The sequence below is a fragment of the Mycobacterium senriense genome (assembly GCF_019668465.1).
Classification (GTDB): domain Bacteria; phylum Actinomycetota; class Actinomycetes; order Mycobacteriales; family Mycobacteriaceae; genus Mycobacterium; species Mycobacterium senriense.
The window spans coordinates 3561548-3583816 of sequence record NZ_AP024828.1 but is presented as its reverse complement, the minus strand read 5'-3'; the positions used below and the strand labels follow the sequence as shown (position 1 = coordinate 3583816).

21 protein-coding genes and 2 tRNA genes are annotated in these 22269 nt (G+C 67.5%); 10 read left to right on the top strand and 13 right to left on the bottom strand.

The window, feature by feature from the left end:
• Nucleotides 1-44 precede the first annotated feature (44 nt).
• Nucleotides 45-1292 (bottom strand): esterase LipQ, encoded by a 1248-nt coding sequence (gene lipQ / locus MTY59_RS17160; RefSeq protein WP_221042215.1) that lies wholly within the window; start codon nucleotides 1290-1292, stop codon nucleotides 45-47.
• Nucleotides 1293-1478: 186 nt separating this feature from the next.
• Here lipQ and MTY59_RS17155 point away from each other — a divergent pair.
• Both MTY59_RS17155 and MTY59_RS17150 read left to right on the top strand, forming a co-directional pair.
• Nucleotides 1479-1552: transfer RNA gene (locus MTY59_RS17155), tRNA-Arg, on the top strand.
• A 77-nt stretch (nucleotides 1553-1629) separates the two neighbouring features.
• Nucleotides 1630-2313: a cutinase family protein gene (locus MTY59_RS17150; protein ID WP_221042214.1), complete on the top strand. Its 684-nt coding sequence runs from the start codon at nucleotides 1630-1632 to the stop codon at nucleotides 2311-2313.
• Nucleotides 2314-2319: 6 nt separating this feature from the next.
• Here the strand turns inward: MTY59_RS17150 and MTY59_RS17145 are convergent, their stop codons facing one another.
• Nucleotides 2320-3012: a type 1 glutamine amidotransferase domain-containing protein gene (locus MTY59_RS17145; protein ID WP_221042213.1), complete on the bottom strand. Its 693-nt coding sequence runs from the start codon at nucleotides 3010-3012 to the stop codon at nucleotides 2320-2322.
• A gap of 193 nt (nucleotides 3013-3205) precedes the next feature.
• The gene (locus MTY59_RS17140; RefSeq protein ID WP_221042212.1) at nucleotides 3206-3496 is read right to left on the bottom strand and encodes a hypothetical protein; all 291 of its coding nucleotides are present in this window, start codon (nucleotides 3494-3496) and stop codon (nucleotides 3206-3208) included.
• Between the two features lie 432 nt (nucleotides 3497-3928).
• Between MTY59_RS17140 and MTY59_RS17135 the strand changes: the two genes are divergently transcribed.
• Complete coding sequence (locus tag MTY59_RS17135) at nucleotides 3929-4339, top strand: hypothetical protein (RefSeq protein ID WP_221042211.1); 411 nt, start codon at nucleotides 3929-3931, stop codon at nucleotides 4337-4339.
• A gap of 448 nt (nucleotides 4340-4787) precedes the next feature.
• Complete coding sequence (locus MTY59_RS17130; RefSeq protein WP_221042210.1) at nucleotides 4788-5558, top strand: enoyl-CoA hydratase; 771 nt, start codon at nucleotides 4788-4790, stop codon at nucleotides 5556-5558.
• Nucleotides 5559-5654: 96 nt separating this feature from the next.
• Here the strand turns inward: MTY59_RS17130 and MTY59_RS17125 are convergent, their stop codons facing one another.
• The 8 genes from MTY59_RS17125 to MTY59_RS17090 form a co-directional block, all read right to left on the bottom strand.
• On the bottom strand, nucleotides 5655-6824 hold the full coding sequence (locus MTY59_RS17125; protein WP_221042209.1) for a dihydrolipoamide acetyltransferase family protein: 1170 nt from the start codon (nucleotides 6822-6824) through the stop codon (nucleotides 5655-5657).
• Nucleotides 6821-7876, bottom strand: a complete 1056-nt coding sequence (gene bkdB / locus MTY59_RS17120; RefSeq protein ID WP_221042208.1) for a 3-methyl-2-oxobutanoate dehydrogenase subunit beta — start codon at nucleotides 7874-7876, stop codon at nucleotides 6821-6823. The genes MTY59_RS17125 and bkdB overlap by 4 nt, the downstream gene beginning before the upstream one ends.
• Nucleotides 7877-7885: 9 nt before the next feature.
• Nucleotides 7886-8953, bottom strand: a complete 1068-nt coding sequence (pdhA, locus tag MTY59_RS17115; protein WP_221042207.1) for a pyruvate dehydrogenase (acetyl-transferring) E1 component subunit alpha — start codon at nucleotides 8951-8953, stop codon at nucleotides 7886-7888.
• Between the two features lie 250 nt (nucleotides 8954-9203).
• Nucleotides 9204-10025: an HpcH/HpaI aldolase/citrate lyase family protein gene (locus MTY59_RS17110; protein ID WP_221042206.1), complete on the bottom strand. Its 822-nt coding sequence runs from the start codon at nucleotides 10023-10025 to the stop codon at nucleotides 9204-9206.
• On the bottom strand, nucleotides 10022-10519 hold the full coding sequence (locus tag MTY59_RS17105; protein WP_221042205.1) for a MaoC family dehydratase: 498 nt from the start codon (nucleotides 10517-10519) through the stop codon (nucleotides 10022-10024). Before MTY59_RS17105 ends, MTY59_RS17110 begins: the two co-directional genes overlap by 4 nt.
• The gene (locus MTY59_RS17100; protein WP_221042204.1) at nucleotides 10516-11682 is read right to left on the bottom strand and encodes an acyl-CoA dehydrogenase family protein; all 1167 of its coding nucleotides are present in this window, start codon (nucleotides 11680-11682) and stop codon (nucleotides 10516-10518) included. Before MTY59_RS17100 ends, MTY59_RS17105 begins: the two co-directional genes overlap by 4 nt.
• A complete protein-coding gene (locus tag MTY59_RS17095; protein WP_221042203.1) occupies nucleotides 11679-13694 on the bottom strand; it encodes an acetyl/propionyl/methylcrotonyl-CoA carboxylase subunit alpha in 2016 nt (671 codons plus the stop codon). Before MTY59_RS17095 ends, MTY59_RS17100 begins: the two co-directional genes overlap by 4 nt.
• Nucleotides 13695-13699: 5 nt before the next feature.
• On the bottom strand, nucleotides 13700-15286 hold the full coding sequence (locus tag MTY59_RS17090; RefSeq protein ID WP_221046487.1) for a carboxyl transferase domain-containing protein: 1587 nt from the start codon (nucleotides 15284-15286) through the stop codon (nucleotides 13700-13702).
• A 196-nt stretch (nucleotides 15287-15482) separates the two neighbouring features.
• Here MTY59_RS17090 and MTY59_RS17085 point away from each other — a divergent pair, with 196 nt between their 5' ends.
• Nucleotides 15483-16154 (top strand): SACE_7040 family transcriptional regulator, encoded by a 672-nt coding sequence (locus MTY59_RS17085; protein WP_221042202.1) that lies wholly within the window; start codon nucleotides 15483-15485, stop codon nucleotides 16152-16154.
• A 49-nt stretch (nucleotides 16155-16203) separates the two neighbouring features.
• Nucleotides 16204-16980, top strand: coding sequence for an MmpS family transport accessory protein (locus MTY59_RS17080; RefSeq protein WP_221042201.1), 777 nt, complete (start codon nucleotides 16204-16206; stop codon nucleotides 16978-16980).
• Between the two features lie 18 nt (nucleotides 16981-16998).
• Here the strand turns inward: MTY59_RS17080 and MTY59_RS17075 are convergent, their stop codons facing one another.
• Nucleotides 16999-18351 carry an MFS transporter gene (locus MTY59_RS17075; RefSeq protein ID WP_221042200.1) on the bottom strand — a complete coding sequence of 451 codons (1353 nt, stop codon included), beginning with the start codon at nucleotides 18349-18351 and terminating at the stop codon, nucleotides 16999-17001.
• Between the two features lie 69 nt (nucleotides 18352-18420).
• On the opposite strand from MTY59_RS17075, the gene cmrA reads away from it, so the two are divergent.
• Complete coding sequence (cmrA, locus tag MTY59_RS17070; protein ID WP_221042199.1) at nucleotides 18421-19227, top strand: mycolate reductase; 807 nt, start codon at nucleotides 18421-18423, stop codon at nucleotides 19225-19227.
• A 3-nt stretch (nucleotides 19228-19230) separates the two neighbouring features.
• On the opposite strand, the gene MTY59_RS17065 is transcribed toward cmrA, so the two are convergent.
• Entirely contained in the window at nucleotides 19231-20802 is a 1572-nt protein-coding gene (locus MTY59_RS17065; RefSeq protein WP_221042198.1) for a helicase HerA-like domain-containing protein, read from the bottom strand.
• A 177-nt stretch (nucleotides 20803-20979) separates the two neighbouring features.
• Here MTY59_RS17065 and orn point away from each other — a divergent pair, with 177 nt between their 5' ends.
• The 3 genes from orn to MTY59_RS17050 all read left to right on the top strand — a co-directional run bounded on the left by orn (nucleotide 20980) and on the right by MTY59_RS17050 (nucleotide 22267).
• Nucleotides 20980-21627, top strand: coding sequence for an oligoribonuclease (orn, locus tag MTY59_RS17060; RefSeq protein WP_221042197.1), 648 nt, complete (start codon nucleotides 20980-20982; stop codon nucleotides 21625-21627).
• A gap of 55 nt (nucleotides 21628-21682) precedes the next feature.
• Nucleotides 21683-21758: transfer RNA gene (locus MTY59_RS17055), tRNA-His, on the top strand.
• A gap of 200 nt (nucleotides 21759-21958) precedes the next feature.
• The gene (locus MTY59_RS17050; RefSeq protein ID WP_250160872.1) at nucleotides 21959-22267 is read left to right on the top strand and encodes an Rv1352/Rv1906c domain-containing protein; all 309 of its coding nucleotides are present in this window, start codon (nucleotides 21959-21961) and stop codon (nucleotides 22265-22267) included.
• Nucleotides 22268-22269 lie beyond the last annotated feature (2 nt).

The following is a 22269-nucleotide window of genomic DNA, read 5'->3' as shown; positions in this document are numbered from 1 at the left end:
GTTACCGCGCCGGTGAAAGAAGCGGCAGGTACCGCGACCCGGGCTCAGCTGGCCGAAGTGGCCGACAGGGGCAGCGAATCCAGGAGCAAGCTGACACGCCGCCCATAGACGACGCCGAGGAAATCGGCGACCGCATCGGCGGCCAGCCGCGACCGAACCGTCGGCGTGATGTCGAAAGCGTGGTGGGCGTTGCCGAGTTCGGCCTGGGCCACAGTGGCTGCGCCGGCCGCGCGCAGCGCCGCGCAAAAGGCACGGGCCTGGCCGCTGGGCACCAATTCGTCCTTCTCGCCGTGCAGCACGAAGAAGGGCGGGGCGTCGCTGTGCACGTAGGAAACCGGCGACGCCGACGTGAAGCGTTCGGGCTCGTCGGCGTAGCGGGCCTTCATCACGAACTGCTCGAGGAACGGCAGCATCAGCGGGTGCATGTTCTCGAAGTCGGTGAAGTCGTAGACGCCGTAGTAGGGCGCCACGGCTTGCACGGTGGTGTCGGCGTCTTCGAAGCCCGGTTGGAAGGTGGGATCGTTCGGGGTGAGGGCCGCCAGGGAGGCCAGGTGCCCGCCCGCCGAACCGCCGGTGATCGCGATGAAGTCGGGGTCGCCGCCGTAGTCGGCGATGTTCTCCCGCACCCAGGCGATCGCCCTCTTCACGTCCATCAGGTGCGCGGGGAAGGTGGCGCGCGGGCTCTTGCTGTAGTCGATCGAGACGCAGATCCAGCCGAGCTGGACCATGCGGCTCATCAGGGTGTAGGCCTGTGGGCGCCGGCCGTTCAGTGTCCACGCGCCGCCGGGCACCTGGATCAGGACCGGTGCGCGGCAGCCGGGGGCCAGGTCATCGCGCCGCCAGATATCGAGCAGGTGGTCGCGTGCGCTGGGGCCATAAGATATGTCGGAGGTCTGCGCGGCGTACCGGCGGTGCGGGCCGGGCCGGCCCAACAGGCCTCCGCGCGGGGCGCACAGGGCGCCCACCGCGGCGGGGTGACACACCTGCTCACGAAACTCGGGGCCGAAGGCCTCCTCCAGCGACGTGGTGAGGGTCTTGTCCGCCCGCTGGGCGGCCAGCGTCATGCCGACCCGGCCGACGGACGGGTGCGAGACCCGCGACAGCGCGTGCCCGGTAAGAACGTGCGGGGGAAACTCGGTGAACAGCCATCCGGCGAAACAGCCCAGGGCGAACGGCCCGCCGCGTAGCACCAGGTTGCCGAGCTGATAGACACCCCTGGCCTCGGCCGCCAGGCGTGCCGCCTGGGCGCCCGCCCATGCGCGGGGCGAAGACTGATTACTGGCCACGCTCATTGAAACGTCACCTCTCGACGTTATGCACACGCCTCGTCGCGGTTAACGGCCGATGTCCGGCCGGTTTTGTACGTGTGTCGAGGTTTTTCACGATAACCGATAAACGCGGCGCGGGAAGGGTTTTCGTGCGCGTGGCGGCGTGCAGGCGGATCGGCGAGCGCGGTTGGATAGACTGACCTGCACATTGCCTCCGTAGCTCAGGTGGATAGAGCAAGGGCCTTCTAATCCCTAGGTCGCACGTTCGAGTCGTGCCGGGGGCACCCGGCTCGGGTGGTCGGTTCACCTGCTGCCCCGAGCACCGCTCCTTATCGACAGCTTGTCAATTAGCATCTGGAGCGTGAACGCACGCCGGTTGACGCGTTTATTCGGTATCGCGGTGGTGGCGACCTGGGCCGCGCTGCTCTGCCCACCGATTTCCGCGTCCGCCGCGCCGTGTCCCGACGTCGAGGTGACGTTCGCCCGCGGCACCGCCGAGCCACCCGGCGTCGGCGGGGTCGGACAGGCATTCATCGACTCGCTGCGCTCCCAGATCGGTGGGCGGTCCCTCGGGGTGTATGCGGTCAACTACCCAGCCGGCGAGGATTTCGCCCCGTCCGCGTCGGCCGGCGCCGGCGACGCCCACGCGCACGTTCAGTCCATGGTGGCGAACTGCCCCAACACCAAATTGGTGCTCGGCGGCTATTCGCAGGGCGCGATGGTGATGGATCTGATCACCATCGCCCAGGCTTCCATCGCGGGCCTGAATCCTCAGATCCTGACGGCCGACGAAGCCGACCATGTGGCGGCGCTGGCCCTGTTCGGCAATCCGTCGGCCCGGTATCTCGGGGCACCGGTGAGTGGTGTCAGCCCGTGGTACGGCGCGAAGGCCATCGACCTGTGTGCGCCCGGCGACCCGGTGTGCACTCCGGGCGGACCCCTGGCGCTGCCGTCGCACGACGAGATGTTCTCGGCGGCGGACCTGTCCTACCAGGGGTCCGGAATGCCCGGTCAGGCCGCCACTTTCGTGGCCGGCCACCTCTGAGGTCGCCTAACCGAGTTCCTTCATGAATTCGCGCGCCAACGGCCTGGCGGAGGCCGGGTTCTGGCCGGTGAAGAGATTTCGGTCGTGGACCGTATACGGCTTCCAGACCTCGCCGCGGGAGAACTCGACGCCCATCTTCACCAGTTCGTCCTCCGCGGTCCACGGGGCCATCTCCCGCAGCCCGACCGCGTCCTCCTCGTCGTTGGTGTAGGCCGTGACCTTGTACCCGGCAAACGGCGAGACGCCATGTCGCCGAGTGGCCAGCATGGCGACCGGCGCGTGGCACACGATCGCCAGCGGCTTGCCGGAGGCGAGAGCCGCGATCAGCAGCCGGCCGGAGTCGGCGTCGCGCCACAGGTCCTCCATCGGGCCGTGCCCGCCCGGGTAATAGACGGCGTCATAGTCCTCGAGGCGGGCATCGGCCAGTTCGATGGGCCGGCGCAATTCCTCGGCCGACTTCAGGATCTCCTCCAGCTCCATCGCGATCTTCTCGCTACCGGCCATCGACGGCCGCAGGCTCATCGCATCAACGTGCGGCACAACACCGTTCGGTGTGGCAACGACGACCTCGTGACCGGCGCCGGTGAGCTCGCGGTAGGGCGCCGCGAACTCCTCGGCCCAGTAGCCCGTCGGATGCCTGGTGCCGTCCTTCAGGGTCCAATAGCTCGCGCCCGTGACCACGAACAGCACCTTCGCCATCACATACTCCTGTTCGCTCCGCAGTGGAATGCGCTCAAGCGTCGTCCATCCGGTGCTCGGGGTCAAACGCTGCGACCCGCTGCGGGCCCGGCAGGCATCGACGGGTGGTGGCGCTCGTTCGTCCTTGCCCAGCTGGGCACCCCCAGCGCATTCGACCCGACCGAAACGCGCTGCGCCACTTGGCCTATCGGGGCTACGACGCCGGGACATACTGCCACACCGAGTCACGGTTTCCCGTCGACGCCGGGCTGCACGACAATGTGAGGCCGGTTGCGTCATGCGTGGTCACGTCCGGAACGGAACAATGCCGGCCGGCCAGCGGTCGATCGAGGCTGGCGACACCGATACCCAGGCCGATCAACCCGGCCGTCGCGACGGAGACCAGCATCAGCCGGGCGTATCCGATTCTTTGATTGCGGGTCCGTGCGTACGCCCGGTACGCCATGGTCCCGGAGCGCGTCGTCCTGTACCCCGTTGTCCGCATGAGTTGCTCCTAGCGTCGATGCCGAGTGGAGAAGCCCTTTCGAGCTGACATGAGCTTGCGGAGCGCGTCTTGGCGGATCCTCAACGGATCCTTGGGCCCGGCCGACAGACTCGACCGGGCGTCACCAACCTGCTAGCGGGTCGGTGAAGTCACGTCCTGATGTTCCGACGGTGCCCGAGCGGCGAATGCACCAGTGACGCAGGTCACGGCCATATTTTCGCGCTCGCCAGGAAGGGTCGCAGAGCCCTGGCACGGAACCGCCGGTAATGCATCCGGGCAGTTTCCATACCTTTTGACGAATGCACAAAAGTCGAAGTCAGCGCCAAGAGTTTGCGGTTTAATCGTTCTGGGAACAGCGTGTCAAAACGAGCAGATGACGCTCACGGGGAGATCAATACTTAGAGCGTCTTCTCTTCGAGGGGTTGGCGATATATGGCGTCGAATGAGTGGCAGCCAGTGGTGCGCGTCGGGGAGCCGAGGTTCATAGCTGGCGTTGGCAATCGAATCAAAGTCGTAGTCAAGACGAGGGGTTGGTTGAGCCGCGATTGGCGGTGTTATTTCGGAACGCAGGTCTCTCAGCAGCAACTCGATGCCCGGTATTCTTCCTATCCGTGTTGGGACGAAGTCCAGCGCATCGAGGGCTCCTGCGCAGAGGATGACGCGGAGCGGTACATCGAAATGATCGATGCCGCAATCCATTACGCCAACAGCAGGTTGCGCAGCGATGCGCTGCCGGAGGCCATTCTGCAGGGTGCGGGCATCGGTCGGCGCGGGTGCGCGGTGCGTGAGCGCCAAGCCGAACTCGATGAGCTAGCGAAGAAGTTAGCGAAACCGGAGCTGTAACGGCTCGGGCAGATTTCGACGGCTCAACCGGGCCGGCGCGCGACGTTGGCACCCAGCGGGTTTGCCGGCGACGCACCATATGTTTTGCCAGGTCGATTCAGGCGCTCCCCAAAGATCTAAAATGCGGAAGATAACGATTTTATAAATACAATGTCACTTGTAGATTCCAATATCCGTGGCGCGGTCCGCAAAGATGTCCGCGTTTGCGCTACCAGCCGGTAACTAGACCACGCGCCCGTGAATGGCGTTCGACCATGAGCGCGTCAATATGATAGGGGAGCCCGTGTGCAATAGCCGCCCTTTCCTGCGGGTTCTCGCTAATCACGCTCACACCGGCCAATCCCATTCGGATGGCGCGAAGTAGTCTTACCTCGCCCGTGACGCTGCCGCCGGTGGACCGGTGAGGTCGGGCTGATCCACAGCCGATACACGAAGCCGGAGGTGCCCGATGGCCCAGTCCGAAGTCATCCTCTACAACGTCACCAACCGCGTCGCGCTCATCACCGTCAACGATCCCGATCGCCGCAACGCCATAACGGCCGAGTCGTCCGGGGACCTGCGCGAGGCCGTCCAGCGGGCCGAAGCCGACCCCGATGTGCACGCCGTCGTGATCACCGGGGCGGGCAAGGCGTTCTGTGCGGGCGCCGACCTAAGCGCCCTCGGCGCCGCCGGCGGCGGAGCGGCCGAGACGGGCCTGCAGCAGCTTTACGACGGTTTCATGGCCGTCGGCAGTTGCCGGCTGCCCACCATCGCCGCGGTCAACGGCGCCGCGGTGGGCGCGGGCCTGAATCTGGCCCTGGCGGCCGATGTGCGCATCGCCGGACCCGCCGCCGTGTTCGACGCGCGGTTCCAGAAGCTGGGCCTTCACCCCGGCGGGGGTGCGACGTGGATGATGCAGCGCGCGGTGGGCCCGCAGGTCGCCCGGGCGGCCCTGCTGTTCGGCATGCGCTTCGACGCCGACGCCGCCGTGCGGCACGGCTTGGCGTTGAGCGTGGCCGACGATCCGGTCGCCGCGGCCCTGGAACTGGCCGCCGGCCCGGCGGCGGCCCCGCGGGAAGTGGTGCTGGCGACCAAGGCCACCATGCGTGCCACCGTCAGTCCGGGGTCGCTGGACAACGAGCAGCACGAGTTCGCGATGCGCGCCGAGCTCGGGCCGCAGTCGTATTCCATCCAATCACCGGAGTTCGCACAGCGTTTGGCTGCGGCGCAACGCCGGTAGGTATTCCCGCGCCCGATGGGCCGCCGAGGCCATGCTGTCCAGTGGCGTAGCGGCGGCGAGATGGTGCCCCGTACCGCCGCACTCCTGACGCGAAAGCTACAGATCCAGTAGCGCCGTTTCGGGCGACTCGATCAGATCCCTGAGCTCACAGACAAATTGAGCGGCCTGGGCACCGTCGGCGATGCGATGGTCGAACACACAAGTCAACGACATTGTCGGGCGCGCGACGATCTCGGCGCCCCGTACGACGGCCCGCGGCCTGATCGCACCCATGCCGAGGATGGCGGCTTCGGGATGGTTGATCACCGGAATCCCGTCGTCCACGCCCAGCGCCCCGAAATTGGTCGCGGTGAACGTCGATCCCCGCAACTCCCCCGGCGCCAGGCTGCCCGCACGCGCACCTGCGATCAATTCAGCTGCGCGGCCGGCCAATTCGCGGGTGGTCTTAACGTGGGCGTCGGTGATGACCGGAACGAGCAGCCCACGTTCGGTGGCCGTGGCGATGCCGAGGTGCACCCGGTGCTCGACGCGCACCTGCGGCCCCTGCGGCGAGTCGACCCAGGTCGAGTTCAACATCTCGTTGTGGCGCAACGCGATGACCAGCAATCGCAACACGAGAACGAACGGTGTGATTGCCTCCTCCGCCGGCCGGATCCGGTCGGCCAGCCGGACCAACTCGGCGCAGTCGACGTCGACACCGACCTTCGCCGCGGGAATCTCCTTGTGCGACAGCGCCATTTTCTCCGCCATCCGGGCCTGCACACCCCGGACCGGTCGGACGTCGGCGCCGTTGCCGTTGCCGCGAGCCGCCGACAGCACGTCCTCCCTGGTGATGATGGCGCCGGCGTCATGCTGCACCGAGTTGAGGTCCACCATCAGCTCCTTGGCCAGCTTGCGCACCGGCGGGGCGGCGAGTGGGCGGGTGGTGCGCCGGCTGGTGTCGATGCCGGCATCGGCGCCATAACCGACCAGCGTGGGCACCCCGGTTTCGGCCGACGGTAGGTCACCACCCTGCGGCGCCGTGTCGATCCGCAGCAGCACCGCCCCCACGTCGATCACATCGCCTTCGGCGCCGTTCGTTTCGACGATCCGCCCGCCGTACGGGCTCGGGATCTCCACTTCGGCCTTGGCCGTCTCCACCGTGCACAGCACCTGGTTCAGCTCGACGTCGTCACCAACCGCCACGTGCCACCGGGTCACCGTGACTTCTTCGAGCCCCTCGCCCAGGTCGGGGACCCGAAACGACTTGACCCGCTCGTCGCTCATGGCTGCGCCAACACGCGCTCGACGCAATCCATCAGCCGGTCGGGCCCGGGCAGCCACCACTTCTCCAGCCGGGCCGGCGGATACGGCGTGTCAAACCCGCACGCGCGCAACACCGGGGCCTCCAGCTCATAGAACAGCTCCTCCTGAATTCGGGCGGCCAACCCCGCTCCATACCCCAGGCTGCGCGGGCCCTCGTGCATCACCACACAGCGCCCGGTCCGATGGATCGACGAGGCGACGGTATCGAAATCCAGCGGCACCAGGGACCGCAGATCGACGACTTCCAGGCTCCAACCACGTTGCCGCTGCGCCTCTTCGGCGGTACCGACCGCGGTGCTGACCAGGCTCCCGTAGGTCACGACGGTCACGTCGGTGCCGGGCCGGCGCACCATCGCCTGCCCAATCGGCGGTTCGGGCCTGGTGACGTCGACCAGGCCGCGACCCTGATAACGGCGCTTGGGCTCCAAATACATGACCGGGTCGGGGCAGGTGATCGCGTGACGCAGCAGCCAATACGCGTCCGCCGGGCTGGACGGCACCACCACCTTCAAGCCGGCGGTGTGGGCCCAGTACGACTCGGTGGATTCCGAATGATGTTCGGCGGCACCGATTCCCCCGAACGACGGGATGCGCACCGTCACCGGCATGTTGATTTCTCCGCGGGTACGGGTGCGGTACTTCGCCAGGTGGCTGACCACCTGATCGAAGGCCGGATAGGAAAACCCGTCGAACTGGATCTCGGGTACCGGCACGAAGCCGCGCAGCGCCAGCCCCACCGCGATCCCGATGATGGCGGACTCCGCAAGGGGCGTGTCGAAGCAGCGGCTCTCGCCGAACGCCGAGGCCAGTCCCTCAGTGACCCGAAACACCCCACCCTCGACCGAAACGTCCTCGCCGAATACCAGCACCCGGTCGTCGGCGGCCATCGCGTCGTGCAGGGCGCGGTTGAGCGCCTGCACCATAGTCAACGACTGCGCGCCGAGCGCGACGTTATCTACTGCCGCGGTGAGTGTTTCGTCGTGGCCGGCCGGGCGATCAGCGAGCTGTGTCATGAACGCCTCTCAATCACTTCGGTCGAGTTCGGCCCGCAGCTGCCGGCGCTGCGCCTGTAGTCCCGGGGTGATCTCGGCGTACACCGACGTGAACACCTCGTCGATGTCGAAATCGGGTGCGTCGAACACCGCGTCGCGCAATTCGGTCCGCATCCGCTTCGCGCGGGCGGCAACCCGTTCCTCCAACCTGTCCGACCACAGGCCCTGGCCGTGCAGGTAGCTGCGGTACCGCGCGATCGGTTCCAGCGCGGACCAGTGGTCGACTTCGTCTTGCGTCCGGTAGCGACTCGGATCATCGGATGTGGTGTGCGGGGCCAGGCGGTAGGTGACCGCCTCGATCAACGTCGGGCCGTCGCCGGCGCGGGCCCGGGCGGCCGCCTCGGCCGTCACCGCATAGCAGGCCAACACGTCGTTGCCGTCCACCCGGATTCCGGGCATCCCGTAGCCAATTGCCTTGTGCGCCAGCGATGGTGCGGCGGTCTGCTTGGATATCGGCATCGAGATCGCCCATTGATTGTTCTGCACGAAGAACACGCAGGGCGTGGCGAACACGGCCGCGAAGTTCAGCGCCTCGTGCACGTCTCCCACGCTGGTCGCGCCGTCGCCGAGGAACGCCATCGTCACCGAATCCTCGCCCAGGCGTTGGGCAGCCATCGCCGCCCCTACCGCGTGCAGGGTCTGGGTACCGATCGGGATCGACAGCGGCGCGCAGCGCTTCTTGGTGAAGTCCAGGCCGCCATGCCAGGTTCCGCGCCACGCGGCGCCCACGTGTCCCGGCGGGATCCCGCGCACCAAAAATGCTCCGAGTTCCCGGTATTGGGGAAACAACCAGTCCGTCTTACGCAGGCACGCCACGGCGCCGACCTGAGCGGCTTCCTGACCGTGGCACGAGGCGAACAGCCCCAGCTCCCCTTGCCGCTTGAGGTTGACGAATTCGCCGTCCAGCTCGCGGGTGACAACCATCATCTCGTAGAGCCAGCTCAGCGTCTCCGCGGGAAGCTCACGGCTGTAGCGGTCTTCGGGCGTCGGTGAGCCATCGGGCGCGACGAGCTGCACCGGCTCGAGATCGACAGTCATCGGCACTGAAGACACCTGCGCCACACCGCCTCCCTCGCCGGGGTGCCGCGTGGCCCGGTGAGCCACAGCGGATCCCGGCACAGTCAGCCGGGGCCCACCGCGAGCGGAGTTCAATCGCCAGTTACCCGAAACGCTTCGCTCGCCGCGACACTGACGTACTCACCATTATGCGCTCAAATGAGAAGAGACCGCGCTGATTGCGACGACGGCACAGCGTGTCGCGCTTCGCCGCGCGCGACCGGTCCGGGTTTCACTCGGGGACGGTCTCGCCCGCCCTGCGCAACGTCATCTGCGCGTGCTTGAGCACCGGCGAGTCGACCATCTGTCCCTCGAACGCGAAGACTCCGCGCTCTGACCGCGCCGCCGTCAGTACCCGTCGCGCCCAGTCCAGCCGCTCCTCGCTGGGGCGATACGCCTCGCGCACCACCGCGATCTGGCTCGGGTGGATACACACCGTTCCGCCGAAGCCCAGCGCGACGGCGTCCTCGGCCTCGTCGCGCAGGCCGTCGAGGTCCCGGATGTCCAGGTGCACCGCGTCGAGCGCCACCCGACCGAAGGTGGACGCCGTGAGCAGGGCCGTCGACCGGACGTGATGGGCGACGTCGCGGTAGCTGCCGTCGGCCTTGCGGCTGGAACTACCGCCGAGCGTGGCGACCAGATCCTCGGCCCCCCACATCAGCGCCACGGTGCCCTGTGCCGCCGCGATTTCGGTGGCGAACACCGCGCCGCGCGGCGTCTCCAGCAACGCGATCACATCGCGCGGCGCCAGCGCCGTCACCTGGGCGGCCGATTCGGTCTTGGACAGCATCACCGTCGTGTACGCGGTGCCGGCCAGGGCCTCGAGGTCGAGGGGATATTCCGCGGTGTCGGCCGCGTTGATCCGCACCACGGTGCGCTCGGGGTCCAGCGGTGTCTCCTGCAATGCCTTGCGCGCCGCGGGCTTATCCGCCTCGGCCACCCCGTCCTCGAGGTCGAGGATCACCACATCGGCGGCAGCGGCGGCCTTGGCGAAACGTTCGGGACGGTCGGCCGGGCAGAACAGCCAGCCGGGGCCCGCGGTTTGCAGGTTCACTTGGTCTCCTCGTCGCTCGGGCGCTTCTGCACCAGGGTGGTGCGCACGGCACGGGCGACGACGTCGCCGTGCTGGTTGCGCCCCGTGTGCTCGAGCGTGACGATGCCTTCGCCGGGCCGGCTCTTCGATTCACGCTTGCCCGTGCACACCGTCTCCGCGTAGAGGGTGTCGCCGTGGAACACCGGCTTGGGGAAGGACACCTCGGAGAAGCCCAGGTTGGCGACGATGGTGCCGAGCGTCAGCTGCGACACCGACAGCCCGACCAGCGTGGAGAGGGTGAACATGGAGTTCACCAGCCGCTCGCCCCGAAAGCCGGGCTGCTCGGCGGCCCACGCCGCGTCGAGGTGGAGCGATTGGGTGTTCATGGTGAGCGTCGTGAACAAGACGTTGTCCGCCTCGGTGACCGTCCGGCCGGGCCGGTGCAGATAGGTGGTGCCGGTTTCGAATTCCTCAAACCACAAGCCGCGCTGGACAATCGACTTGCCGTCAGTCATGACAGTCCCAGCGATCGCGCGATCAGCATCAGCTGCACTTCGGTTGTCCCTTCACCGATTTCGAGGATCTTGCTGTCGCGGTAGTGCCGCGCCACCGGATATTCGTTCATGAAGCCGTAGCCCCCGTGAATCTGGGTCGCGTCGCGGGCGTTGTCCATCGCCGCTTCCGAGGCGATCATCTTGGCGATTGCCGCCTCCTTCTTGAAGGGCTTGCCCGCCAACATCTTTGCCGCCGCATCGTAGTAGGCGGTACGCGCCACATGGGCACGCGCCTCCATCCGCGCGATCTTGAAGCTGATCGCCTGGTAGGCGCCGATCGACTGGCCGAACGCCTGGCGTTCCTTGGCGTACTTGACGCTTTCGTCGACGCAGCCCTGCGCCGCGCCGGTCGCGAGCGCGGCGATCGCGATGCGGCCCTCGTCCAGGATCGACAGGAAGCCCGAGTAGCCGGTACCGCGGGCACCCAGCAGGTTCTCCTCCGGGACGCGGGCGTCGTCGAAGCTCAGCGGGTGGGTGTCCGACGCGTTCCAGCCGACCTTGCTGTACACCGGTTCGACGGTGAATCCCGGTGTGCCGCTGGGCACGATGATCGAGGAAATCTCTTTCTTGCCGTTCGCGGCGGTTCCGGTGACGGCGGTGACGGTGACCAGTGAGGTGATGTCGGTGCCGGAGTTGGTGATGAATTGCTTGCTGCCGTTGATCACCCAGTCGCCGTTGTCGAGCCGGGCCGTGGTGCGCGTTCCCCCGGCGTCCGAGCCCGCCCCAGGTTCGGTGAGCCCGAAGCCGGCGAGCGCACGGCCGGCGGTCAAGTCCGGCAGCCACTTCTGCTTCTGTTCTTCGGTGCCGAACCGGTAGATGGGCATCGCGCCGAGGCTGGCGCCGGCCTCCAGGGTGATCGCCACCGATTGGTCGACCTTGCCGAGTTCCTCGAGCGCCAGCGACAGCGCGAAGTAGTCGCCGCCCATGCCGCCGTACTCCTCGGGGAAGGGCAGGCCGAACAGGCCCATCTCCCCCATCTTCGCCACGACTGCGTACGGGAAGCTGTGCTCCTCATCGTGTTTGGCCGACACCGGAGCGACCACCGTGCGCGCGAACTCAGCGACCGTGTCGCGAAGATCCTGATACTCCTTGGGTAACGCCCCCGCGGTAATGGATGTGGTCATGATGCGTCCTTACTCGAATCGGCCGCCGCGCTGGATTCTTCGGGCACCAGCCGGGCCAGCACCTGATCCACCGTCACCTGATCTCCGACGGAGACCAGCACCTCCACCTGTCCGGAAACCGGTGCGGCAAGCGAATGTTCCATTTTCATCGCCTCGACGACGACCACCACGTCGCCCTCGGAAACGTCGGTGCCCGAGGATGCCTGAACCGCGATCACGCTGCCCGGCATCGGACTGACGATCTCGGCCCGCTGCGCGCCCGCGGCGCGGTGGATCTTGTTCTCCTCGGCCTCTCGCAGGTGCCAGGTTCCTCGCTCGTCGGCGATCCACAGGTGCCTGTCGGCCTCGGCCCAGCTGTAGTCGCGGCGCACCCCGTCCAGTGTCACGCTCATCCGCGTTTCCTCGACTTGCGCTGCGGCGGACAGTATTTCACCATCGCCGACCTGCACCGTGGCCGCCTCGGGCAACCCCCACACCGAGACCGTTTCGCTGCGCAATGGGGTGCGCATGTCGGTGCGGACCGGGGCCGGGGCACCGCCGACCCGCCAGCCCGTCGGGGCGGCCCAGGGGCTGCCCGCGCAGCGGCGCGCCCGCAAGGCCAGGGCCGATTGCCGATAGAGGCCAGCCGCCGCGAGCACGTCATCGGGGGCCGGCAGCGGGGCGAAGTCCGCCAGCCGCTCGTCCAGCAGCGCGGTGTCCAGGTCGCCGGCCTGCACCCGCTCGTCGGCGAGCAGGAATCGGAGGAATTCAATGTTGGTCTGGATGCCCAGGATCGCGGTTCGGCTCAGTGCCCGATCGAGTTTCGCCAGCGCTTCGGCGCGGTCGGTCCCGTGGGCGATCACCTTGCTCAGCATCGGGTCGTAGTCGCTGCCGACCAGCGTCCCGGGCAGCAGCGAGGAGTCGACCCGCACCCCATCACCGGACGGCTCGGACACCTGCAACACCCGTCCACCGGTCGGCAGGAAGCCCCGCGCCGGATTCTCGGCGTACACCCGGGCCTCGATGGCGTGGCCGCGCAGTTCGATGTCGTCCTGGGCGAACCCCAGCTTCTCGCCGGCGCCCACCCGCAGCTGCCACTCGATCAGGTCCAGCCCGGTGACCGCCTCGGTGACCGGATGCTCAACCTGCAGGCGGGTGTTCATCTCCATGAAGAAGAACTCGTCGGGCCGGTCCGCCGAGACGATGAACTCGACGGTGCCCGCGCCGACGTAGTCGACGCTGCGCGCGGTGTTGCAGGCGGCGGCGCCGATGCGCGTCCGCGTGGCCTCGTCGAGCAGCGGCGACGGCGCCTCCTCGATCACCTTCTGGTGACGGCGCTGCAGGCTGCACTCGCGCTCGCCGAGGTGCACGATGTTGCCGTGCGCGTCGGCGAGCACCTGAACCTCGATGTGCCTGGGCCGCAACACGAATCGCTCCAGGAAAAGGGTGTCGTCGCCGAACGATGAGGCGGCCTCGCGCCGCGCACCCACCAGCGCTTCGCGCAGCTTGCCCGGTTCTTCCACCAGCCGCATGCCCTTGCCGCCGCCGCCCGCCGACGGCTTGATCAGCACCGGGTATTCGACCTCGTCCGCGGCCGCGACCAGCTCGTCATCACTCAGCCCGGACTTGGCGACACCGGGCACCACCGGGACGTCGAAGGCGGCCACGGCGTTCTTGGCGGTGATCTTGTCGCCCATCACCTGGATCGCGCGGACCGGCGGGCCCAGGAACACCACTCCGGCTCGCTCGCAGGCCGCGGCGAAATCGGCGTTCTCGGACAGGAATCCGTAGCCGGGGTGGATGGCTTCAGATCCGGTGCGCACGGCCGCCCCGACCACCTTGTCGATGTTCAGGTAGCTCTCGCGCGCCGCGGCGGGTCCCAGCCGCACCGCTTCGTCGGCCTCGAGCACGTGCCGCGCGCCGTCGTCGGGGTCGCTGTAGACGGCGACCGAGCGGATGCCCAGCCGGCGCAGGGTCCGGATCACGCGCACCGCGATCTCGCCGCGGTTGGCCACTAGTACGGTCTCGAACACTGCACTCACATCCGAAAGACGCCGTAGGAGACGGACTCCAGCGGTGCTTGGGCGCACACCGAAAGAGCCAGCCCGACAAAGGTTCTGGTGTCTGCGGGGTCGATGATCCCATCGTCCCACAGCCGGGCCGTGGAGTAGTAGGGGTTGCCCTGACTTTCGTACTGTTCGCGAATGGGCGCCTTGAATGCCTCTTCCTCGTCGGCCGACCACGGTTTGCCCGCGCCGGCGAGTTGTTCGCCGCGCACGGTGGCCAGTACCGACGCGGCCTGTTCGCCGCCCATCACCGAGATCCGGGCGTTGGGCCACATCCACAGGAAGCGCGGCGAATAGGCCCGACCGCACATCGAATAGTTGCCCGCCCCATAGGATCCACCGATCACGACGGTCAGCTTGGGCACCCGGGCGCAGGCGACGGCGGTGACCATCTTGGCACCGTGCTTGGCGATGCCGCCGGCCTCGTAGTCGCGGCCGACCATGAAGCCGGCGATGTTCTGCAAAAACAGCAGCGGGATCTTGCGCTTGTCGCACAGCTCGATGAAATGCGCCCCCTTCAAAGCGGATTCGCTGAAGAGCACGCCGTTGTTGGCCACGATTCCCACCGGGTGGCCGTGAATGTAGGCGAACGCGGTCACCAGCGTCTTGCCGTAATTGGCCTTGAATTCGCTGATTTCGCCGCCGTCGACCAGTCGCACGATCACCTCGTGCACGTCGTAGGGCACCCTCGGGTCGGGGGGCACCACGTCGTAGAGCTCCGTCTGGGCGCAGGTGGGCGCGACCGGAGATCGCACCTCCCACGGGCTGGGCTCGCGCGGGCCGAAGGTGGCCGCGATCGCGCGGACGATCCGCAGGGCATGCTCGTCGTCTTCGGCGAGGTGGTCGGTGACGCCGGAGACCCGGGAATGCAGGTCGCCGCCGCCGAGCTCTTCGGCCGACACGATCTCTCCGGTCGCGGCCTTGACCAGGGGCGGGCCCCCCAAGAAGATCGTGCCCTGCTCGCGCACGATGACGGCCTCGTCGCTCATGGCGGGCACGTAGGCGCCGCCGGCCGTGCACGAACCGAGCACGGCCGCCACTTGCGGAATCTCCTTGGCGCTCATGGTTGCCTGGTTGTAGAAGATTCGCCCGAAGTGCTCGCGGTCGGGGAAGACCTCGTCCTGCCGGGGCAGGAACGCACCGCCGGAGTCCACCAGGTAGATGCACGGAAGCCGATTCTGCAGTGCCACCTCTTGGGCGCGCAGATGCTTTTTGACCGTCATCGGATAGTAGGTGCCGCCCTTGACCGTCGCGTCGTTGGCGACGATTACGCACTCCCGATCCGACACGCGGCCGATGCCGGTGATGATCCCGGCCCCGGGAGATTCGTCGCTGTACATGCCGTCCGCGGCAAGCGGGGAGAGCTCCAGAAACGGGCTGCCCGGGTCGAGCAGGCGGTCCACCCGTTCGCGGGGCAGCAGTTTGCCGCGGCTGACGTGGCGTTCCCGTGCGCGTTCGCTTCCGCCCAACGCCGCCGCCGCGAGCTTGGCATTCAACTCATCCACCAGCCGGCGGTGCTCATCGGAGAACGACGCCTGGGCCTTGGCGGGTGAGGTCACCACGTTGTCCATCGCCGCAGCAGCCTCCTTGCCGTCGTGCGGTCGGGCTTTTTGAGTTAATGCTCATTAACTCAAGGGCCGAGAATACCATTGCCGTCGTTGCCGGTCCAGAAAGGACCGCGGTCGGCGCAGAGCACGAGTTAATCGCGAATAACTCGTGCTACGTTAGGGCCAGTTGACCAGACGGAGGTCCGTCATGACAGCGTCCGCCTCCGAGGGCCAGGCCGGTCCCGCTGACGCTCCAAATCGCCGGAGCCAGTTGAAGTCCGACCGCCGGCTACAACTGCTGTCCGCCGCCGAGCGGTTGTTCGCCGAGCGCGGGTTCCTCGCGGTGCGGCTGGAAGACATCGGTGCGGCCGCCGGGGTCAGCGGTCCGGCGATCTACCGGCATTTTCCGAACAAGGAGTCGCTGCTGGTCGAGTTGCTGGTGGGCATCAGCACGCGGCTACTCGCCGGCGCGCGGAAGGTGCAGACGGACAGCACCGACGCGGCCGCAGCCCTGGACGCGCTGATCGACTTCCATCTGGACTTCGTGTTCAATGAGCCCGACCTGATCCGCATCCAGGATCGCGACCTCGCGTACCTGCCCGCGACCGCCGAAAAGCAGGTGCGCAAATCCCAGCGTCAATACGTCGAGGTCTGGGTGGGGGTGCTGCGGGAGCTGAACCCAGAGCTGGCCGAGGCCGATGCCCGGCTGGCCGCGCACGCCGTGTTCGGTCTGCTTAATTCGACACCGCACAGCATGAAGTCCGCCGATACTTCGCGCAGCAAGACCGTCCGCGCGGCGAGGTCACGCGCCGTCATGCGGGCGATGACGGTGGCCGCGCTCGCGGCCGGAAATTCAGTGCCCATGAGCAGTCCGTCGTAAGGTGACTCAGGGTTTTAACACCGAGCCCAGGTACCCTGCATGCCATGAGGTGGACATGAACGATTCACGTCCCACCGAGCGGTTTCCTACGTCGCAGCCGGGGCCACAGCAGCCGGGGTATGCGCCGCCCGTCGATCCCGCGTACGCCGACCAGATGCCCTACGCGCAGAGCTATCGTGGGGCGGCGCCGCCCTGGGCGCCCACCCCGAACGAGACGAACACCACAAAGCGGCTGCCGGCGTACTGGCAGCAGGATCTGCCCTCGTCGGGCAACCAACCGACGGACATGGCTCCCCCGCCGCCCGAGGGCCCGAAATCGTCGCGATGGTTGTGGCTCGGCGCCGGCGCGGCGGTATTGCTGGTCGTCGCGCTGGTGATTGCCCTGGTGCTGGCGAACGACGCGATCAAGACCCAGACCGCCGTCCCGCCGTTGCCGGCGATGCCGGAGCCGACCACGGAAACGACGACCCCATCGCCACACCGGTCGCCGTCGCTCATCCCGGCCCCGATACCGCCGACCAGCGGCCCCGAGCTGCCGCCCGAGACGACCGGGCCGGCCAGGATGCAAGACGTCGTGTACACCGTCTCGGGTGAGGGCCGCGCGATCAGCATCATGTACATCGATACCGGCGGCCTCATCCAGACCGAATTCAACGTCGCGCTGCCGTGGAGCAAGGAGGTCAGCCTGTCGAAGTCGGCTGACCACCCGCCCAACGTCACGATCGTCAACATCGGCCACAGCGTCACGTGCACGCTCACCGTCGACGGGGTTCAAATCAGCAAGCGCGTTGGCGGCGGCCTGACCATCTGCGACGCTCGCGGCTAGGCGTTACCTCGAAGTCGGTTAGGACGGCTCGGCCGCGGGTTCGGCCACCGCAGCGACGCGCGCCGGAACCCGCACCGCCAGCATCGCGAGCAGTCCGGCGATCAGCACCAGCGAAATTCCGCCCAGGCCGGCCCGCACGGCGCCGAAGACGTCGACGAACACGGAGAACAGCCAGGGCGCCACGAACGCCACCGCCCGCCCGGTCATGGTGTAGAGGCCGAACGCGACGCCTTCCCTGCCGTTCTTGGCCATGTGCAGCAGCAAGGCGCGCGACGACGACTGCGACGGCCCGATGAACATGCACAGCATCAGCCCGCACACCCAGAAGGCGACCGGCCCGGACAGCGCCATCAGGGTCAGCCCCAGGGCGATGATCGCGACCAGTGACGCCACGATGACGGGCTTCGATCCAACGCGGTGGTCGACGAACCCACCCAGCACCGCGCCCACCGCGGCGACCACGCTGGCCGCCACCCCGAAGATCAACACGTTGGCCTGCGAGATGCCGTACACGTTGACGCCGAGCACCGCGCCGAACGCGAAGATCGCCGCCAGCCCGTCCCGGAAGAGCGCGCTGGCGAACAGGAAGTACACCAGGTTGCGGTCGCGCCGCCATTCCGCGGCGACCTCGGTCCACAGCTTGCGGTACCCACCCAGCATGCTCGTCGGCTGGTCCCTCTCCGCCGACTCCGTCAGCCGGTGCGCGACGAACAGCAGGGGAAGCGCCAGCACCGCGAACCAGATCGCGGCCACCACCATCGCCTCGCGGACATAAAGCCCGTCCCGCAAGGGAACTCGCAGCAGGCCACGTGTCGCGTCGGGCCCCTTGCCGGATCCGGAGATGAAGCCGGTGTAGATCACCAGCAGGAGCAGCACGCTGCCGACATAACCCGCCGCCCAGCCGAATCCGGATATCCGCCCGGCCGTCTGCGGCGTCGAGAGCTGACGCAGCATGGCGTTGTACGGGACGCTGGCCAAGTCGCCGCAGGCCGCCGTCGCCCCGAGCAGCACCAGACCGGCCCACAGATAGCCGGGGCTGTCGCGGACGAAGAACATCAAGCAGGTCAGCGTCACCGCCGTGGCGGTTAGCACACTCAGCGCCACCCGCCTGCGGTGCGGGGACTCCACCCACACGCCGACGGCGGGCGCGAGCACGGCGACGGTCAACCCGGCGACGGCCGCCGCGCGGCCCAACCAGCTCGCCGGCGTGGTGGCGCCGGAGATTCCCACGCCAACGCTGCTGGTCAGGTAGACGGCGAAGACGAAGGTCGCCACGATCGCATTCAGACCGGTCGAGCCGCAGTCCCAGAGCGCCCACGCCACCACCCGCGATCGCGCGGGGCTGACGGAACGCGACTCCGGCTGGCTCATTCCCGGCACTCTATAGGCGCCCGCGATCGCCTGCGGGCGCCATTTGGCCCGCTGTCTACGATTGGGCGCATGCCGCTACCCGCTCCAAGCCCCGAGGCGCGCGCCGTTGTGACCGGAGCTTCGCAGAACATCGGTGAAGCGCTGGCCACCGAACTCGCCGCACGCGGACACAACCTCATCGTCACCGCGCGCCGCGAAGACCTGCTCAAGGACCTGGCCACCCGCCTGACCGACAGGTACGGCGTCATCGTCGACGTGCGCCCCGCCGACCTGGCCGACCCGGGCGAACGCGCGAAGCTGTGCGACGAGCTGGCCGCCCGCCCGATCTCGATCCTCTGCGCCAACGCGGGCACCGCGACGTTCGGTCCGGTCGCCATGCTCGATCCCGCTGGCGAAAAGGCTCAGCTGCAGCTGAACGTCCTTGGGGTGCATGACCTTACGTTGGCGGTGCTGCCGGGAATGGTCGAGCGTAAGTCCGGCGGCATCCTGATTTCCGGTTCGGCGGCGGGCAATTCGCCGATTCCCTACAACGCCACCTACGCGGCCACCAAGGCGTTCGCGAACACCTTCAGCGAGTCGCTGCGCGGCGAGCTGCGCGGATCCGGTGTCAACGTGACGCTGCTGGCGCCCGGCCCGGTGCGCACCGATCTGCCCGAGGACACCGAGGCCTCGATCGTCGAGCGGCTGGTGCCGGACTTCCTGTGGATCTCGACCGAGCACACCGCGCGGGTGTCGCTGGATGCGTTGGCGCGCAACAAAATGCGCGTCGTTCCGGGACTGACCTCGAAGGCCATGTCGGTCGCCAGCGGGTACGGGCCGCGCGCCATCGTGGCGCCTATCGTCGGCGCGTTCTACAAGAAGCTGGGCGGCGGATAGGGGCTACTTCCGGCGCCGGCCGGTACCGAAGACGCTCTTGACCGCTTCGCGTATCGCGGTGTTGATCCCGCTTTTCACCGTCGGGTTCTGCAGCACCTCTTCCCACATGGTGGGCCCCTTCGGGCCCTTCGGCTCCGCCGGCTCCGGCATCGGCGGTACCGGCTCGTTCGGCGGGACGGGCGGGTAGCCGGACTGGGGCTGCGGCGGCTGCGCGGGTTGGGCCTGGGACGGCTGCGGTACAGCCTGCGGCTGCGCGGGTTGGGGAGCCGTCTGGCCGTACTTCGCCTGCAGCGGACTGTTTTTCGCCGCGGCCTCGATGTCCCCGGTGCCGATCGACGCCATCAACGAGCGCGGCACCCGCATCCGGGTCCACGCGACCGGCGTCGGTGCGCCCTTCTCGGACAGCACGGTGACCACCGCCTCGCCGATTCCCAGCGACGTCAACGCCGACTCCAGGTCGTACACATCGGTTTTCGGGTAGGTGCGGACGGTCCTGCTGAGCGCCTTCTGATCGTCGGGCGTGAACGCCCGCAGGGCGTGCTGAATTCGGGCGCCCAACTGGGAGAGGATGTCATTGGGAATGTCCGTGGGCAGCTGGGTGCAGAAGAACACCCCGACGCCCTTCGACCGGATCAACTTGACGGTCTGTTCGACCTGTTCGAGGAAGGCCTTGGACGCGTCGGCGAACAACAGGTGCGCCTCGTCGAAGAAGAACACCAGCTTCGGCCTGTCCACGTCACCGACCTCGTCCAGCTGGGTGTACAGGTCGGCGAGCAGCCACATCAGGAAGGTGGAGAAGATGACCGGACGCACCGACTGACCGGTGAACTCCAGCAGCGAGATGACGCCCTGGCCTTGATCGTTGGCGCGCAGCAGATCGTTCGGGTCGAGCTTGGGCTCGCCGAAGAAGGTGTCGCCGCCCTCGGCATCGAGGTTCACCAGCGCCCGCAGGATGACGCCCGCCGTGGTCGCCGACACGCCGCCCAGGGATTTCAGGTCCTCCTTGCCCGCGTCGCTGGTCAGGTAGCTGATGGCACCGCGTAGGTCGTCCGTGGTGACCAGCCGGCGGTTGTGATCCTTGGCCCAATGGAAGATCAGCCCCAGCGTCGACTCTTGAGTAGCGTTGAGCCCCAGCACTTTTGACAGCAGAACGGGGCCGAAGCTGTCGACGGTCGCGCGGATCGGCACGCCGATTCCCTTGGTGCCCAACGACAAGAACTCGACCGCAAACCCGGTCGGCTCCCAGTTGTCGCCGGTGTCCTTGGCCCGCGCGGCAGTCTTGTCGTTCCCTTCGCCGGGCCTGGACAGACCGGACAGGTCGCCCTTCACGTCGGCCATCAGCACGGGGACGCCTGCGGCGCTGAGTTGCTCGGCGATCAGTTGCAGCGTCTTGGTCTTGCCCGTTCCGGTGGCCCCGGCCACCAGGCCGTGCCTGTTGATGGTGGCCAACGGGATACGGATCTGCGCCGTCGGATCGGCCGCGCCGTCGATGACGACGGTGCCCAATTCCAGTGCCTGGCCGTCGACGGCGTAGCCGTCGGCGATGCGCGTCGCGGCCGCTGAATCAGTGCTCATCGTGCTGCGCCCCTCTTCCCCGATGATTCGGCATGCAGTTCGACAACGCTCACCCTACTTCTCCAGCTCATCCGGGGGCGAGGTCCGGCGCGGGCGCCGGCTGGGCCTTGGTTCTGATGGGGCGTGCCCCCAGCGCCCGGCTCCGCCGCACTTGCGATCACCACTAGTCTGAGCGCTGTGCGAGACGAATTGGTGTGGATCGACTGCGAGATGACCGGGCTTGATCTGGGCTCGGACAAGCTGATTGAAATCGCGGCGCTGGTGACCGACGCCGATTTGAACATTCTCGGCGAGGGAGTCGACGTGGTGATCCACGCCGACGATGCCGTGCTCGCGACGATGGGCGACGTGGTCACCGAAATGCACTCGCGCTCCGGGCTGACCGACGAGGTGCGGACATCCACCGTCGACCTGGCCACCGCCGAGGCGATGGTGCTGGACTACATCGGCGAACACGTCAAGCAACCCAAGACGGCGCCGCTGGCCGGCAACTCCATCGCCACCGACCGCGCCTTCATCGTGCGCGACATGCCCGCCCTGGACTCGTTCCTGCACTACCGCATGATCGATGTGAGCTCGATCAAAGAGCTGTGCCGGCGCTGGTACCCGCGGATTTACTTCGGTCAGCCCGTCAAGGGGCTGGCCCACCGGGCCCTGGCCGACATCCACGAATCCATCCGCGAACTGCAGTTCTACCGGCGAACCGCGTTCGTCGCGCCGCCGGGGCCGTCTACCAGCGAAATCGAGGCGGTCGTCGCGGAACTTGACGGTGAAAAAGACGCACCGGGGCCAAGCGATTCGGCCAGCGCGCCGCCAACCGGTTAGTATCGACGTCGCCGCTCGTTGACCGTCATCGTGCGAGGGTCGGCTTGCGGCCGTGGTGGGTGTAGTTCAGTTGGTAGAGCGTCAGGTTGTGATCCTGAATGTCGCGGGTTCGAGTCCCGTCACTCACCCCACAGGTCAGGGAGCATCACCGCTCCCTGACCTTTTATGGTGCTACCGTCTTCGCGCAAACGCCGACACATCCGTGAGTGGAAAAGTAGTGAACAGCCAACGTCCCGCCCCGCCCCGGCCCCGGCGCATTCGGCCGGGGGCGACGGCTGTCGCGGGGATCGCGCTGTTCCTCGCGGGTTGCGGTGGGTCGAGTCACACCACGATGACCGTCACGTCGACGGTGCCGGCCGAGACAAAGACGGTGACGAAGACAGTCCCCCCGCCGCCCCCGCCGGGGCCGAAGACCTCGATCGAAAAGAACGGCACCTACATCGTCAACAAGGACATCGCGGCGGGCACGTACCGCACCGATGGCGGCGTATCCGGGTGCTATTGGGCCAGGCTGCGCAGTTTCAACACCAACGACGTCATCGACAACAACGTCGGCGACGGCCCGCAGGTGGTCGCGATCTTGCCGACCGATACCGCGTTCATGACGCGCAGTTGCGGGACCTGGCACAAGATCGACTGACC